This window comes from Dellaglioa sp. CoH-57-MRSF-21 (assembly GCF_056781915.1).
On the sequence record NZ_JBXAXU010000003.1, the window covers coordinates 45,625 to 60,689 of the forward strand.

The 15,065-nt window shown below is 34.5% G+C and carries 17 protein-coding genes; 15 read left to right on the plus strand and 2 right to left on the minus strand.

The annotated features are described in order from the left end of the window. Nucleotides 1–232: 232 nt before the first annotated feature. The 4 genes from AC1RPQ_RS03985 (at nt 233) to AC1RPQ_RS04000 (ending at nt 5,206) form a co-directional block, all read left to right on the plus strand. A complete protein-coding gene (locus AC1RPQ_RS03985; protein ID WP_481761603.1) occupies nt 233–2,110 on the plus strand; it encodes a glycoside hydrolase family 2 TIM barrel-domain containing protein in 1,878 nt (625 codons plus the stop codon). Next, nucleotides 2,094–3,053, plus strand: coding sequence for a beta-galactosidase small subunit (locus AC1RPQ_RS03990; RefSeq protein WP_481761602.1), 960 nt, complete (start codon nt 2,094–2,096; stop codon nt 3,051–3,053). The genes AC1RPQ_RS03985 and AC1RPQ_RS03990 overlap by 17 nt, the downstream gene beginning before the upstream one ends. Before the next feature lie 312 nt (nt 3,054–3,365). Continuing rightward, nucleotides 3,366–4,826: a ribosomal protection-like ABC-F family protein gene (gene abc-f / locus AC1RPQ_RS03995; RefSeq protein WP_481762188.1), complete on the plus strand. Its 1,461-nt coding sequence runs from the start codon at nt 3,366–3,368 to the stop codon at nt 4,824–4,826. 236 nt (nt 4,827–5,062) lie between these two features. Then, a complete protein-coding gene (locus AC1RPQ_RS04000) occupies nt 5,063–5,206 on the plus strand; it encodes a hypothetical protein (protein ID WP_409022043.1) in 144 nt (47 codons plus the stop codon). Nucleotides 5,207–5,271: 65 nt separating this feature from the next. Here the strand turns inward: AC1RPQ_RS04000 and AC1RPQ_RS04005 are convergent, their stop codons facing one another. Then, entirely contained in the window at nt 5,272–5,790 is a 519-nt protein-coding gene (locus tag AC1RPQ_RS04005; protein WP_481761601.1) for a TetR/AcrR family transcriptional regulator, read from the minus strand. A 188-nt stretch (nt 5,791–5,978) separates the two neighbouring features. On the opposite strand from AC1RPQ_RS04005, the gene AC1RPQ_RS04010 reads away from it, so the two are divergent. From AC1RPQ_RS04010 to AC1RPQ_RS04025, 4 genes are all read left to right on the plus strand, one after another. Continuing rightward, nucleotides 5,979–6,596: an NAD(P)H-dependent oxidoreductase gene (locus tag AC1RPQ_RS04010; protein WP_481761600.1), complete on the plus strand. Its 618-nt coding sequence runs from the start codon at nt 5,979–5,981 to the stop codon at nt 6,594–6,596. Nucleotides 6,597–6,753: 157 nt separating this feature from the next. Next, nucleotides 6,754–7,338, plus strand: coding sequence for a sugar O-acetyltransferase (locus tag AC1RPQ_RS04015; protein ID WP_481761599.1), 585 nt, complete (start codon nt 6,754–6,756; stop codon nt 7,336–7,338). A gap of 115 nt (nt 7,339–7,453) precedes the next feature. Then, entirely contained in the window at nt 7,454–8,371 is a 918-nt protein-coding gene (locus AC1RPQ_RS04020; protein ID WP_481761598.1) for an amidohydrolase family protein, read from the plus strand. Further along, complete coding sequence (locus AC1RPQ_RS04025) at nt 8,372–9,043, plus strand: putative quinol monooxygenase (RefSeq protein WP_481761597.1); 672 nt, start codon at nt 8,372–8,374, stop codon at nt 9,041–9,043. Between the two features lie 119 nt (nt 9,044–9,162). Here the strand turns inward: AC1RPQ_RS04025 and AC1RPQ_RS04030 are convergent, their stop codons facing one another. Continuing rightward, nucleotides 9,163–9,528, minus strand: coding sequence for a DUF805 domain-containing protein (locus AC1RPQ_RS04030; protein ID WP_481761596.1), 366 nt, complete (start codon nt 9,526–9,528; stop codon nt 9,163–9,165). 225 nt (nt 9,529–9,753) lie between these two features. Here AC1RPQ_RS04030 and AC1RPQ_RS04035 point away from each other — a divergent pair, with 225 nt between their 5' ends. The 7 genes from AC1RPQ_RS04035 to AC1RPQ_RS04065 all read left to right on the plus strand — a co-directional run bounded on the left by AC1RPQ_RS04035 (nt 9,754) and on the right by AC1RPQ_RS04065 (nt 14,907). Next, complete coding sequence (locus AC1RPQ_RS04035) at nt 9,754–9,969, plus strand: helix-turn-helix transcriptional regulator (RefSeq protein ID WP_481761595.1); 216 nt, start codon at nt 9,754–9,756, stop codon at nt 9,967–9,969. Between the two features lies 1 nt (nt 9,970). Continuing rightward, nucleotides 9,971–10,408, plus strand: a complete 438-nt coding sequence (locus AC1RPQ_RS04040) for a hypothetical protein (protein WP_481761594.1) — start codon at nt 9,971–9,973, stop codon at nt 10,406–10,408. A 34-nt stretch (nt 10,409–10,442) separates the two neighbouring features. Next, the gene (locus AC1RPQ_RS04045) at nt 10,443–11,147 is read left to right on the plus strand and encodes a hypothetical protein (RefSeq protein ID WP_481761593.1); all 705 of its coding nucleotides are present in this window, start codon (nt 10,443–10,445) and stop codon (nt 11,145–11,147) included. 61 nt (nt 11,148–11,208) lie between these two features. Continuing rightward, nucleotides 11,209–12,960 carry a DNA helicase RecQ gene (gene recQ, locus AC1RPQ_RS04050; protein ID WP_481761592.1) on the plus strand — a complete coding sequence of 584 codons (1,752 nt, stop codon included), beginning with the start codon at nt 11,209–11,211 and terminating at the stop codon, nt 12,958–12,960. Between the two features lie 20 nt (nt 12,961–12,980). Continuing rightward, nucleotides 12,981–13,442, plus strand: a complete 462-nt coding sequence (locus AC1RPQ_RS04055) for an ASCH domain-containing protein (RefSeq protein WP_481761591.1) — start codon at nt 12,981–12,983, stop codon at nt 13,440–13,442. A gap of 4 nt (nt 13,443–13,446) precedes the next feature. Beyond that, nucleotides 13,447–13,827: a VOC family protein gene (locus AC1RPQ_RS04060; protein WP_481761590.1), complete on the plus strand. Its 381-nt coding sequence runs from the start codon at nt 13,447–13,449 to the stop codon at nt 13,825–13,827. A gap of 135 nt (nt 13,828–13,962) precedes the next feature. Further along, nucleotides 13,963–14,907 carry a Gfo/Idh/MocA family protein gene (locus AC1RPQ_RS04065; RefSeq protein WP_481761589.1) on the plus strand — a complete coding sequence of 315 codons (945 nt, stop codon included), beginning with the start codon at nt 13,963–13,965 and terminating at the stop codon, nt 14,905–14,907. Nucleotides 14,908–15,065: the final 158 nt, after the last annotated feature.

Genomic DNA, 15,065 nt, shown 5'->3' on the forward strand with positions numbered 1-15,065 from the left:
TTTGCAGAAGGATTAATACAGCAATCGATACTGAAACTTACTGCAAAAATCAATTAAAAGGCCCAAAGGAAGAAGTTAATCAATTTTACACAAAATAAAAATGAGATTACCGTATTTTCACTTAAATCTAATTTTTTTTATTGTCTCAATTTTATAATGCTTTTTGACAACCTCCAAAAGAAAACATATACTTAATTATGAAAACGCTTTTATATAAAACGGAGGCAAACAGATGACACCAGAAATTGAATGGCTAGATACACCAACCGTTTTTCGTGTTGGACAGGTACCAGCTCACAGTGATCATAAGTACTATGCAACTCAAGCAGAAATGTTACAACAAAAAAGTTCATTTGAACAATCTTTGAATGGAACTTGGAAATTTAGTTACAGCACTAATGCAGCAAGTCGACCAAAAAATTTCTATCAGACTGACTTTGATGCAGAACAATTTGACACAATTCCAGTACCACAGCATATTGAATTATCAGGATATGAGCAATTACATTATATTAATACGATGTATCCTTGGGAAGGACATGAATATAGACGACCTGCTTTTTCAGATACTGATTTAAATCAGTATGCTGGAATGTTTAGTGATGCAGAATATAATCCAGTAGGTTCATATTTAAACCATTTTGACTTGGAACCAACTCTTCAAAATAAACGCGTTATTATCCGTTTTGAAGGTGTTGAACAGGCAATGTACGTCTGGTTGAATGGACATTTTCTAGGATACGCAGAAGATAGTTTTACACCAAGCGAATTTGACCTGACACCTTATTTAAAAGATAAGGATAATTGTTTGGCAGTTGAAGTGCATAAACGAAGTTCTGCAGCCTTCATTGAAGACCAAGACTTTTTCCGTTTCTTCGGAATTTTTCGTGATGTGACACTGTTAGCACAACCTGCAACACATTTAGATGATTTTTGGGTGATTCCTGATTACGATAGTGGACAAAAAACAGGACAAGTAGATTTACAACTTCATTTTAGTGGGGCAGAACAACGTGTCCGTGTCACATTCAAAGACCAAGATGCGGTGTTATTTAGCGATGAATTAATGAGTGGGTCAGATGTCGAAAAACACTACAATTTAGCACAACCAGTGACTGCTTGGCAGAATGACCGGCCTTATTTATATACATTACAATTAGAAATTTTAGATGCTGATGGGCAATTAATTGAAATTATCCAACAACCAGTTGGTTTTCGCAAAATTGAAATTAAGAATCGCGTGATGTTATTAAATGGTGAACGATTAATTATCAATGGTGTTAATCGTCATGAGTGGAACCCTAAATCAGGAAGAACCATTTCAGATAATGATGAAGCTTGGGATGTTGACTGTATGCAACGTAACAATATTAACGCAGTTCGGACGTCACATTATCCAGATCGATTATCTTTTTACAATCGTTGTGATCAGGCTGGTATTTATATGATGGCTGAAACCAACTTAGAATCACATGGTTCTTGGCAGAAAATGGGTGAAGTTGAGCCTTCTTGGAATGTGCCCGGCTCATCGGATCAATGGGAAGCAGCCGTTTTAGACCGCGCTAAAAGTAATTTTGAGTTATTTAAAAATCATCCCTCAGTTTTATTTTGGTCATTGGGTAACGAATCATACGCCGGCAGTGTCTTAGCGAAAATGAATGAGTACTATAAACAAAAAGATTCGACACGTTTAGTTCATTATGAAGGTGTTTTCCGTGCGCCTGAATACAAAGATGTCATTTCAGATGTTGAAAGTCGGATGTATGCAACACCAGCCGAAATTAAAGACTATCTAGAAAATTCACCACAAAAACCATTTATCTTGTGTGAGTATATGCATGATATGGGTAATTCATTGGGCGGGATGAAATCATATATTGATTTATTACAACAATATGAATCCTATCAAGGTGGTTTCATCTGGGACTTTATCGATCAAGCATTGTTAGTTGAAGATCCCGTCACAGGTCAAAATGAGTTGCGTTATGGTGGCGATTTTGATGATCGACCATCTGATTATGCATTTTCGGGTGATGGACTCGTTTTTGCCACACGTAATGAAAAACCAGCAATGCAGGAGGTAAAATACTATTATGGCACAGATAAATAAGCAGTTAACTGTCATTTACGGAGATGTCACACTCGGTTTAAAAGGAAATGATTTTCATTATATTTTCTCCTATCAAACGGGTGGCCCAGAATCTTTTAGAATTCAAGGTAAAGAGTGGCTTTATCGCTCACCAAAACCGACTTTTTGGCGTGCAACAACGGATAACGATCAGGGGAGTCAGTTTCCAGTAAAGTCAGGGATGTGGTTGGCCGCTGATCAATTCAGTAATTGTCAATCAGTTAAAGTTGCTATTAATGGTAAACCAATTGCGTTACCGATTGCACCAGAAAATAATCGTTACACTAACCATGAAGTCGCTGAAAAAGTGGCTATAAGTTATATCTATAACACACTGACTGTGCCGCAAACGCAAGTGACGGTCACTTATACTGTTGAAGCAACCGGAAAAATGAATGTTGCAGTTTCATACCAAGGAAAAGCTGGATTACCCTCATTACCTGTTTTTGGGTTGCGATTTATTATGCCCACACCAGCGACTCGTTTTTGTTACCAAGGATTATCAGGAGAAACTTATCCAGATAGAATGGCCGGAGGAATTCCAGGCCGATATGAAGTTCAAGGGTTACCAGTGACACCATACTTAGTTCCGCAAGATTGTGGTGTGCATATGCAAAATGATTGGGTAACTGTTTATCGACAGTCTGTTCTGGATAATCGTATGCAACAGGCTTCTGAAACGGGTTTAACATTCAGTGCGGTTGATCAACCAATTGCGTTTAGTTGTTTACCTTATACAGCTGAAGAATTAGAAAATGCGACACATCATAGCGAATTACCAGCGGAACATCGTACCGTTTTATCGATTCTAGGCGCCGTTCGAGGTGTTGGTGGTATTGATAGTTGGGGTAGTGATGTTGAGGATGACTATCAAATTGATGCGATGAAGGATATTGCTTACCAATTTAATATCACATTTGATTAATTTGCCTATCTACCATAACTATAGTAGACTGTAAATAATTAATAAACAGGGAGTGTGAAGTGCATTGGTAAATACAAATCGTTAATCGAATAACTGTCGACTAAACAAGGGACGAAGTGTGTCTTTTTATGCATGTTGACTATTCAAACGGTTTGCAATATCAATTCTTTTTCACATCTGAAAGAACCACTTTTTTTGATGGATAACGATTGAAGAGCATATAACTGTATGCTCTTTTTTTGTAGAATCAAATGGATAGTTTAGCGGTCGACCTCACAAAGAAATGAGGTAATTACTATAGGAACAATACAAATTAAACAATTAAGTTTTCAATATGATGGACAATTAGCACCAATTTTTAAAAATGTTGATTTACAATTAGATGCCAGCTGGAAGTTAGGTCTAATTGGTAGAAATGGTCGCGGAAAAACGACTTTATTTAGAATTTTACAAAATCAATTACAGTACCAAGGAAAGATTAGAACAGATTTAGAATTTCAGTATTTTCCTCAAACAGTTGTTAAACCAGAAGAGTCAGTGTGGCTGGTTATCAAGAGTATCACAGACTTACAAGACTATGATCAGTGGCAAATTTTAATCGAATTAGATAAACTTGGACTATCTGAAAAATTATTGACGGAACCATTTAATCAATTAAGTCCAGGACAGCAAACTAAGATATTATTAGCCAGCTTATTTGTTGGCGAAGGTAAATTTCAATTAATAGATGAACCGACTAATCATTTAGATGAAAACGGTCGAAAAATTATTTCTGATTATCTAAGACAAAAACAAGGATTTATTTTAATCAGTCATGATCGTTATTTTTTAAATAATATTATTGATCATGTTATTTCAATTGATCGCGCTAAAATCAGTCAATTTAAGGGTAATTATAATACGTGGGCTGACGAAAATACGTCACGAAATAATTGGGAATATAATGAAAAAGAAAAATTACAACATGATATTAAACGATTAGAAGGTGCTTCACGGAAAAAATCGGGTTGGGCTAATCAGACTGAGGCGAAAGTATCTGGTGCGACAGACAGAGGATTTATTAGCCACAAGGCAGCTAAATCTATGAAACGGGTACTAAGTATTAAAAAACGTGCCGATAAAGCAGTAGAAGAGAAAAAATCTTTACTTAAGAATATTGATGTGGCAGATCTTTTAACGTTGAATTTTGAAAAATTAGTGTCAGATAAGACTTTACTAGAGGTAATTGGCTTATCAGCATTTCGTAAACAATTGCCGGTAAATAAACCGGTAGATTTTAAATTAAAGATGGGAGAGCGCGTTATTCTTCAGGGTGAAAATGGTTCTGGTAAATCGAGCGTTATCGCTGCTATACTAGGTCAATTAAAGTATCAAGGGCAATACAAATTTGCAACACCTTTAAAAGTGAGCTGGTTACCGCAAAATTTTGATGGTTTATCTGGTTCTTTACAAGAATTCGCTGCAGAAAAAAATGTTTCTTATTCTTTAATGTTGGATACATTAAGAAAACTTGGTTTTGAACGTTATGAATTTGATAAAGATATCAGTCAAATGAGCATGGGCCAAAAGAGAAAAGTGGCTTTGAGTCGTTCGTTGGTTGAACCAGCAAATATATATATTTGGGATGAGCCACTTAATTATCTAGATGTTATCACGCGTCAACAAATTCAAGATGTTATTCTGGCTTTTCAACCACCGATGTTAATCATTGATCATGATAAAGAATTCGTTGAAAAGGTTGGAACAAAATTCGTTGAGATTGAACATTATTAGTGAATGGTTAATTAAAGGCATCCAATTTATACGTCTATTGATATCAAGATAGTCGTAATGATATACTGTTAAGAGCATAGTTATTTTAACTGTATACTGATTAGCGGGGCATACAGAATTAAAATCGACGTAAGTTGAATAATAAAAGATCAACTTTATTTGAAGGCATGTATTCATAATATGAATCTTTAACTTTGAAAGAAATTGTTAATTAATAGAGCAAGGAGGAAACATTAATGGCTGATAAAGCAAAGACTGATAGAGATAAAATGCTAGAAATTATCAAAAAGAAACAAACTGATGGCGGAAACTTCAATAAGAAGGCTACTGCTAGAAATGATCGTACTAAAATGCGTAAGGGTCCTAAGATTTTTAAATAGAGGTTTAGACTTAGCTCAGATAAATATCTGGGCTATTTTTTTAATCATTAAAATCTAGCATACTTTTACTGAATCAATTCCAATATATCTGCAGTAACTTCTTCAGCTGTAGCAGGACTACCACTACTAATCCATTGCAACATCGTTCGTAGAACGCCACCAAGAATGAACGTTTTTTGAGTATTATTTAGCCGACTGATACTAGGCGTATCTTTAAGAATCTTTTCAAAATAAGTATAAAAAGAATCTTCCAATAAATAAACAATATCATTTTTAATTAGGATATCCATAAATTCAGAATCATTATGCCAATAGTTAAAAGCTAGCTTGAAAATGTTTTTCAAACTAATTTCTGTTTGATTGGACTTGAGTTCGGCGTAAAACTGGTCAAATAAGTAATCGGACCGAGTTAGTAAAATCGCGTCCTTATTTTCAAAATTACGATAGAAAGTCAGCCGGGCAACTCCGGCTTTTTTTGTGATTTCAGTTATTGTGATTTCTTGATAAGATTTTATTTTTAATAAGTCAATTAAAGAATCAATAATCAAATTTTTACTTAATTTTGCTTGGTTATTTTCCGTCATTTTTTATATCTCCTTGAAGTGTAACAAATAACACGATTTTGTATCTTGTAAATCACGCGATAAATGATTAATATAAGTGTAACAAATGTAACACTTATAGCAAGAAAGATAAATGACACTTGAAGTATTTTATATAAAGTCATTAAAGTCGGAAAATTTATTAAACTAATTAAAAGAGGTTATTGAACATGAAAAAAATTTGTATTATATTTGATCATCCCTACACTGCAGACGCTGGATACAATGAATTGCACAATAGGAGTTATTCAGCGGCATTACTAGTTAGTGCTAAAGCAGCGTATGAAAAAGAGGGCTGTATTGTGGACGTAATTGATTTGCATAAAGATGGGTTTGATCCTGTAATGCACCAAGAAGACCTAATATCTTGGCGTAAGAAGATACCAACGGATTCTATGACGGCGAATTATCAAGAACGCCTCATGGCTGCAGATGAGCTTGTCTTTATTTTTCCAATCTGGTGGGAATCTATGCCAGCTATGATGAAGGGATTCTTTGACAAAGTTATTGCTAAAGGGATTCTTTATACAGAGCAGGAAAATAAAAAATTATTTAAAAATGAGATGGTTCATTTAAAGAAAGTTAAAATGGTTACAACTATGTCAACACCAGGTTGGATTTATCGAACTATCTTTGGAAATCCTGTGACTAAAATGGTATTTAGGGGAACATTCCGGAAGATGGGGTTTAACCAGTTGAAATGGTTTAACTTTGCTGCAGTTCAAGGAATGAAACTTGAAAAACGACAACAGTTGTTGAAGAAGTTTGAAAATAATATTGTGAAGTAAGAGGGTTCAACCTGATTGGGTAAATACAATTAGGTTGGCTCTTTTTTAATATCACTAGAACCGAATCTTTTGAATTTAGTTCAGTTAATTTAAGTAGTATAATACAATTGAATTATTAAGGAAGAAAAGGGCGTCAAATAGTGAATGGAGGGGCAAAATGATGACAGAACATGAAAAATTATTGGCAGGTCAAGATTATGATTATCGCGACCCAGAATTACAGGGTATGATTGCGGCGGGTAAAGAATTAGTCACTATAATCAATACGACAACTGACCTAGAGAAAAGAGCAACAGCAATTCACGAGTTGTTAGGGAAATCTGGGGAAGGACTCGTTATTAATGGTCAATTTAATACAGTTTATGGTAAACATATCACTGTTGGTGATGATGTTTTTATTAACGGTAATTGTACATTTCAAGATTCAAACAAAATCACATTAGGAGATCGTGTCATTGTCGCGCCAGACACGAAGTTATATTGTGGTGAACATGCATTAGATGCAACAAAACGTTTTGGAAAAAGACAAGATGGTAGTCGTTATTTAATTACTTATACTAAACCAATTACAATTGGAAACGATGTGTGGATAGGTGGAAATGTCACGATTATTGGTGGCGTTCATATTGGGGATAATGTGATTGTAGCAGCTGGTGCAGTGGTGACAAAAGATGTTCCTGACAATACAGTAGTGGGCGGCGTGCCCGCCAAAGTTATCAAACAATTAGAGCCATTAAAATAAGAAAATTTTTATATTAGGTGAGAGGAATGAGCAGGCTATTTTAGCATTTTTGCCTAGTATTAGATAATCAGCTAAATTAAAGAAACCTAAATTAGGTTGTAGGAGGGAAAAGTTAATGACAAGTATTGATGTTTTTGCACACGTTTTACCACCACATTTTTATAACGAGATGTTAGCTATTCAGCCGAACTTGCCAGAAAAAATGCCATTTATTAAACATCCCATATTGATTGATATTGAACAAAGACGCCTATTACGGAACAGAAATGTCCAACAAGTTATCTCAGCAGTCAACGTGAATCCTGAGGACTACGTAGGGCCAGAACAAGCAGCGGCATTATGCTGGCAAGCTAATAACGAAATAATTGAAATGGTTCAACAAAATGCAGACTTGTTTAAAGCGGGTATTGCAATGATACCTCTAAATAACATCGATGAAGCAACACGTATTATAAAAGAACAAGTGCTAAAAAATTCAGAATTAGTTGGCATTCAGTTATTTACGCGTGCCCTTGGAAAAAGTATTGCTGCAAAGGAATACCGGGTTATTTTTGAAATGGCTGCACAATTAAATATCCCAATTCTGTTACACCCAATTTTTGATGATCGTAAACCAGACAATAATATTATTTTTAGTTGGGAATATGAACTAGCGCAAGCAATGTTGCAATTAGTACAGTCAGGAATTTTTAATGACTATCCTACACTTAAAGTAATTGTTCATCATGCTGGGGCAATGGTGCCTTATTTTGCTGAACGAATTAACCATATTCTATCACCAGAACAGGCAGCTGATTTTAAACGTTTCTATGTAGATACTGCATTATTGGGCAATCCTAAAGCATTAGGGTTAGCAATTGATTATTATGGTGTTAGCCACGTACTGTTTGGAACTGATGCACCGTTAGGGATTGCGCCAGCTGGAGCAACGGATGCCATAATTGAAGCTTTAGATCAGTTGAATCTTTCGAAAGATGATCGAGCCCTGATTAATTATGGAAATTATAATCGTTTGATGGGATTGGGTGAATAAATGATAGAACTTAAGAATGCCCCATTATTAAGACTATTCAAACTTAAAATTAAGCTATCTGATCGTGAAAGATTTGAAAAAGCAGGGATGATTAATTTAACGACCTCAATTCAGCAAGAAAAAGGAACTTTGGCGATGTACAGTGTACATTTGGATGAGGCGGGTACTGAAAATATTGTGATTGAATCTTATCAAGACGAAGATCAATATCAAAAACATGCAAATTCGGCTCAATTTAAAATGTTTAGTAATATCGCATCTCAGGCAGTAATTGAAAAATCGATGATTAATTTATCCCCAGAATTACTGTTAGAAAAAACAACAGCCTTGCATGAATTGAAGCCTGACAGAGCTATACTCAAAGTAACAAGTATTGAAATAGAGCCGAATAGGGTTAAAGAATTTAGAGAAGTTTCATTGAATACTATGAAACAATCATTTGAAAATGAAGCAGGACTCTTAGTGACATACATTGCTTCTGTAGATGGAGATTTAAATCAATGGATTTTCGTTGAAATTTACCGGAGTGACGAGGATTACCAAGCTCATTTACAAACAATGAATTTTAAAAAATATGTAACAGAGACGAAAAAAATGGTGCTTAATAAACGAATAGAGACACCTGTAGCAGATGTTTTAGTTAATCAGGGTGGATTATTTTTTGAAAAATGAAGATAGAGCGGTAATCAAGTTAGTCGATTACAGTGCTATCTTTTTAATTTTCCGTAAACAAAAGAGGTGCTGATAAATTTTATCAGCACCTCTTATTAATAATCGAGTATCAATATAATTTAACCCCAGCGATTTGATTTTCTGGGTAAAACCATTAAAATAAAGAACCAAATACTACCGACTAATGGAACGAATTGGATTAAAATCCACCAACCAGAACGATCAGTATCATGTAAACGACGAACTGAAACAGCAAAGTTTGCAATCCAGACGATAAACATAACAATATTTCGACTTGTCATAAAAGTAAGTTCACTAAAATTATAAATCGAATCGATAGGATGGCCAACGAGTGACGTATAAAAATAAATAATAATTGCTCCTAGAATACTATTAATAATCGTAGGCCACCAATAGTCTGATCTATTCGATGTGTCAGAAAAATTAAAAATATTTTCCCAGAAATTTTTGTATGATTGAACCATATGCTTAATCCTCCTTTTTAAAACGTTTTATTTAGTTAAAAGACATCGTTAGATTATTAAATTAGTTAATCTGACGATGTTTATTTAATTATAGTATAAATAAATAGAAATTTATATTGATATGCTTGGTGCCAGAAATAATCAGCTAGTTGACTTAAGAAAATAATTATTATATTATGAAGTTAACTTCACATGAAGTATATTTCATATTGAAAGGTGTTCATTATGCAAAATAAAGTTAAAGAATACAGAACTAAGCTTGAATTAACACAGGAACAGTTAGCTGAGAAAGTTCAAGTTTCTAGTCGAACAATTATCTCACTTGAAAAAGGTAAATATAAGCCATCTATAATGTTGGCCTATCGTTTGAGTTTATTGTTTGATTGTCAGATTGAAGCGTTATTTCAGCTAAAGGAAAATTTAGAGATGGAGGAGAATTAAAATGAAAATCTATAGTTATCGACATTTTTTTGTAGGTTTATTTTTTATGTTTGTGGGGATTGCCTCAATTTGGATAATGAACTTAGATTTTAAAGATGCTTTTGATTGGTCAAAATTGATTAGATCATTTATTAATGTTGTCTTATCATTTGGAATTGCGGCCTATCAATTTTATATAACTTTTTCTAAAAAAGGACTGAAAGAAGAACAGCTGGAGAATGTGGATGAACGAAATAAGTTAATTGATCAGTCTGTGAACGCAATGATTGGAAAAATTATGAATAGCATGATTTTAATTCTAGCGTTTGGGTTTATCATTTTGTGGGCATTTCTAAAAGTAAGTACGTTATTATGGATTGGTGCACTACTTTTCTTTTTGTATACGAATATAATAATCATTTCAATAATATTAGCGATATACTACGAGAAAAAGCTTTAATAATAGAGGCGTAACAGGTTAGGAGATTTTTGGCATGAAGAAAAATATGTTAATATCAATCGGTTTTTTGATGGTAGTTTTTTTAGGTATCTTAGGATTTAAAACATTAATTCAAGTTAAAGATACACAACCGGCTAGTTGGGCAGAAATCAGTCGAATTCAACCGACAGAAAATATAAAATTAACCCAAAAATACAAAATTAACGCAGGAACAAATGGCTTACCAGTCCAAGCAAAAATAGTCGTCGGTGGTGATGCTATATTACCGCATAAAAATTATGCTACACCCGCTGATTGGACCATTAAAAAAGGGTCCAAAGATGCATCAAATATGAAAGTTGTATTTAATCTTAAAAATTCGAAAGTACGTGGCACTAAGGTACAATTAAATACGTCAGATGCGTATTCTGGAGGACCAATGCCTGCCACGGTTCCAATTGAGATTGGACAAATTCAAGGCAAATTACAAGAAGAATATGGTCATTTTAAGGAAACGGCAACTATTGAAATTGGAGATAACACTTGGTATCTAAGCGTTATCCTTGAACCTAAAGTTAATTCAATTCACTATCTTTATTATCGAATTGAAGACACAAGTAGTGTTAGTGATTCGACAATTGTCGTTGATTATATGACTAAACTTAGGGCAGCTCAACAAAATCCCGCGGGACTAATGAATGATTTGGGTGATGTTGAAGCGGTCATTAAAACACTTTCTAAAACATCTGTGGCGTCTTAACCTATGCTATAATTTAAAGACATAGAATTATCTGAGAAAATGAGCAAAGAGAAAGGATTATATGAATCCACAATCAGTTTTAAAAGAAAAATTTGGGTACGACAATTTTCGCCAAGGTCAAAAAGAAGTTATTGATCGTATTCTAACGGGTGAAGATGTTTTAGCTATTATGCCTACAGGCGGCGGAAAATCGCTATGTTACCAAATTCCAGCACTTATATTAGATGGACTAACGTTAGTGATATCTCCTTTAATTTCTTTAATGAAGGATCAAGTTGATGCTTTAAATGAAAATGGCATTCCAGCAACCTTTATCAATAGTACGCTAGATTACACGGAGGTTCGTGAACGCTTTAATCAAGCTGCTCGTGGTGAAGTTAAGTTACTTTATGTGTCACCAGAACGATTAGATTCTGATGGTTTTATGGCAGATTTAGCGGAATTAAGAATTGATCTTGTCGCTATTGATGAAGCGCACTGTATCTCACAATGGGGGCACGATTTCCGTCCTAGTTATTTACGCTTAACGGAAACGATTCAACGTTTGAATTCGAATCCGACGATTATTGCATTAACAGCGACAGCGACAACTCAAGTAGCTGCGGATATTATGCAACGATTATCGATTATACATGAAGTTAAAACTGGGTTTTCACGTGAAAATTTAGCCTTCCAAGTCGTTAAAGATCAAAATAGTGATCGTTTCTTACTCGAGTATTTAAAGGGACAGAAACAACAATCTGGTATTATTTATGCAAGTACGCGTAAAGAAGTCGAACGGTTAACGAAATTAATAAAAAAAGCTAAGATTAAAGTGGCGATGTATCACGGCGGGTTGCAAGAAGATGAACGTCGTCAGAATCAGGAAGACTTCTTGTACGATCGTGTTCAGGTAATGATTGCGACGAATGCATTTGGGATGGGAATTGATAAAAGTAATGTTCGATTTGTAATCCATGATCAGATACCTGGTAGTTTAGAAGCTTATTATCAAGAAGCCGGACGTGCTGGACGAGATGGCTTGCCAAGTGAAGCAATTTTACTTTTTAATTTAAAAGATGTTCAGATTCAACATTTTTTCATTGACCAATCTGAAATGGATGATGTTAATAAAAAACATGAGTATTTAAAATTACAAGAAATGACGCAATACGCAAACACGCAACAGTGTTTACAACAGACAATTGTGAATTATTTTGGCGATGAAGCACCAGAATGTGGCCGTTGCGGCAATTGCTTGGATACACGAGATGCACAAGATATTTCGATTGATGCCCAAAAGGTTTTATCATGTGTAAAACGGATGGGTGAACATTTTGGTAAAGGGTTAGTCGCACAAGTTTTAACAGGTTCAAAAGTCCAAAAGGTGATGCAGTTTAGATTTGATGAATTACCTACGTATGGACTGATGAAAGATCAATCGCAGAAGGAAGTTTCTGGATTGATTGATTATTTAGTTGCGTCAGGTTTTTTACAGGCTTCAAGCGGCCAATATCCGGTTCTGCAACTTGCTGCAGAAGGAGTTGGCGTCTTAAAAGGTGAAACTAAAGTTACACGTAAAATGGCTGTAAAAGTTAAACAAGCATTACCTGAAGATAATGAACTATTTGAAGAATTAAGACAATTACGTCGCGAATTAGCAGAGGAACAAGGTGTACCGCCATTTGTTATCTTCTCTGATAAAACGTTATATTCAATGTGTGAGGTTATGCCGGAAACGTTAACTGATATGTTGGATGTTAAAGGTGTTGGTGAAAGTAAATTGGAAAAATATGGTGAGTTGTTCTTAGATATATTAAACGCAGAAGATTAAATTCTTGAAGGAGAGTTCATATGACAATTTATGAGTATTGGCAAGCATTTAAAAAGGCAAATAAAATTGAACATGATAATTATGATGCATGGTCATTTGGCGTCACTAAGAAAGAAACGTTAGAATTAGGTAAATTAGTTTTAGATGGTCTTAAAACAGGGACATCGTCAGCTTATAATTTATATTTTGATGAAGAACCTTTACCAAAAGTTGGCGATTACAATGTCATTGTTGATTATAAAGATAATCCAATGGCGATTACGAAAACAATAAAAGTTTATGTGACACCATTTAACGAAGTTACAGAAGAGCATGCTTTTCTTGAAGGCGAAGGCGATAGAAATTTAGCTTATTGGCGAAGTGTTCATCAATCTTTTTTTGAAGAAGAATTAGAAAGTGTTAATAAGACATTTGATGAGACAATGCCAGTGGTTTGTGAGGAATTTGAATTAGTTTTTCCGATTGAAACAACGGAGGTTTAAGCAAATGAAAATCGAACACGTTGGTTTATGGGTAGAAAATCTTGAAGCAATGCGTGATTTTTATGTGACTAATTTTAAGGCAACTTTTGGTGTGCGTTATGACAATGGGACTAAAGGATTTTCGTCATACTTTTTGAGCTTTCCAGATGGTCAAGCAAGATTAGAAATTATGACGAGAACGGATATTACAGATCGCTATCCTGATGGATTTGGTTATGCACATTTAGCCTTTTCTGTTGAGAATCATGTGACCGTTGATCAAATGGTGATTGATTTTAAAAAATCTGGAATAGAAGTTGTTAGTGGCCCTCGGACAACAGGGGATGGCTATTATGAAGCAGTCATTTTGGACCCTGAAGGAAACAAAATTGAACTTGTAGGTTAAAAAATAAGATTGAATCACGAGAAGGTCACCCCGGAAATGGGGTGACCTTTTTGAGTTTGAAATTTAATTTGGTGCATACTGTATGAGTCGGCTATAATTAATGAAAACGGTTAAATAGAAATGGAGATAAGAACAATGAATTTTGGAATTATTGGTTACGGTAATATTGCAAAGCGATTTTATGAAAGTATTCGATATACAAAAAATGGACAAGTTACAGCAATTGGATCAAAGTCATTATTTAATGACGATGTGTTTAAAGCGAATAATCCAGATATAACCATTTATGATTCATATCAAGCTCTTTTAGGCGATGATTCGATTGATGGCGTTTATATCGCATTGCCACATATGTTGCATAAAGAGTGGTCACTAAAGGCGTTGAAGCTAAATATTCCGGTATTTTGTGAAAAACCGGCTGTACTAACAACGACAGATATGAAAGAAATTGAATTAGCTTCAAGTGAAAATCAAACCTTATTTGTTGAAGCGTTTAAAACAAAATTTAACATCGGTATGGATCATTTAAAACAAGATTTAGCTTCAATCGGACCCATCCAAACCATGTCAGCTAACTTTTGTTCTAATGCCATTCCATCTCAAAAAGCAACTTCATATTTACTTCAAAAAGGACAGGGTGGTGCTTTGAACGATATCGGTACTTATCCAATTGGTTTTGTGTTAGAAATTTTAGGTTCAGATATTTCGCATATTGAATCAAAATTAGACATGCATAATGGGATTGATGAAAAATTTTCAGCAACGATACATTTTGAAAAAGGCGCTCAGGCACTCATTGAAGGCGCAATAAATGAAGCTAAACCGCGAGTTGCGATTATTGTTGGGCAACAAGGTCGTATCGTTATTCCAATGTATAATCGAATTGAAAAATATACGATTGAATTAAATGATGGACAAAAAATTAATCGGGACTATAGTATCGTTGGAGATGATATGACGCTTGAAATTCAAGCTTTTATTAATCTAGTTGAAATTGGTGCAAAGACTTGTGAGCGACATAGCCTACAGGATACGTTTAATATTATTCAGGTTATTGAAAAAATAAGGCAAGGTGAGTAAGCCTTTAAACTAACTTTGACAGCGCTTACTATATTTGATATACTTAATTTGTCAAATAAGGGCTGTAACTGATTCGATCAGGCATTACCTATTGATAACTATTTGTTTAGTTATCAATAGGTAATTTTTTTGAAAAAAACTAGTAAAACCTCTATTTG

What these genes read in the sequence shown, in the direction of transcription:
- AC1RPQ_RS04000 (WP_409022043.1), top strand. Translation starts at nt 5,063, where the DNA reads ATGGCTGATAAAGCAAAGACTGATAGAGATAAAATGCTAGAAATTATC.
- AC1RPQ_RS03990 (WP_481761602.1), top strand. Translation starts at nt 2,094, where the DNA reads ATGGCACAGATAAATAAGCAGTTAACTGTCATTTACGGAGATGTCACA.
- AC1RPQ_RS04030 (WP_481761596.1), bottom strand. Translation starts at nt 9,528, where the DNA reads ATGGTTCAATCATACAAAAATTTCTGGGAAAATATTTTTAATTTTTCT.
- AC1RPQ_RS04010 (WP_481761600.1), top strand. Translation starts at nt 5,979, where the DNA reads ATGAAAAAAATTTGTATTATATTTGATCATCCCTACACTGCAGACGCT.
- AC1RPQ_RS04035 (WP_481761595.1), top strand. Translation starts at nt 9,754, where the DNA reads ATGCAAAATAAAGTTAAAGAATACAGAACTAAGCTTGAATTAACACAG.
- AC1RPQ_RS04045 (WP_481761593.1), top strand. Translation starts at nt 10,443, where the DNA reads ATGAAGAAAAATATGTTAATATCAATCGGTTTTTTGATGGTAGTTTTT.
- AC1RPQ_RS04020 (WP_481761598.1), top strand. Translation starts at nt 7,454, where the DNA reads ATGACAAGTATTGATGTTTTTGCACACGTTTTACCACCACATTTTTAT.
- recQ (WP_481761592.1), top strand. Translation starts at nt 11,209, where the DNA reads ATGAATCCACAATCAGTTTTAAAAGAAAAATTTGGGTACGACAATTTT.
- AC1RPQ_RS04025 (WP_481761597.1), top strand. Translation starts at nt 8,372, where the DNA reads ATGATAGAACTTAAGAATGCCCCATTATTAAGACTATTCAAACTTAAA.
- AC1RPQ_RS04060 (WP_481761590.1), top strand. Translation starts at nt 13,447, where the DNA reads ATGAAAATCGAACACGTTGGTTTATGGGTAGAAAATCTTGAAGCAATG.
- AC1RPQ_RS03985 (WP_481761603.1), top strand. Translation starts at nt 233, where the DNA reads ATGACACCAGAAATTGAATGGCTAGATACACCAACCGTTTTTCGTGTT.
- AC1RPQ_RS04040 (WP_481761594.1), top strand. Translation starts at nt 9,971, where the DNA reads ATGAAAATCTATAGTTATCGACATTTTTTTGTAGGTTTATTTTTTATG.
- AC1RPQ_RS04015 (WP_481761599.1), top strand. Translation starts at nt 6,754, where the DNA reads ATGATGACAGAACATGAAAAATTATTGGCAGGTCAAGATTATGATTAT.
- AC1RPQ_RS04055 (WP_481761591.1), top strand. Translation starts at nt 12,981, where the DNA reads ATGACAATTTATGAGTATTGGCAAGCATTTAAAAAGGCAAATAAAATT.
- AC1RPQ_RS04065 (WP_481761589.1), top strand. Translation starts at nt 13,963, where the DNA reads ATGAATTTTGGAATTATTGGTTACGGTAATATTGCAAAGCGATTTTAT.
- AC1RPQ_RS04005 (WP_481761601.1), bottom strand. Translation starts at nt 5,790, where the DNA reads ATGACGGAAAATAACCAAGCAAAATTAAGTAAAAATTTGATTATTGAT.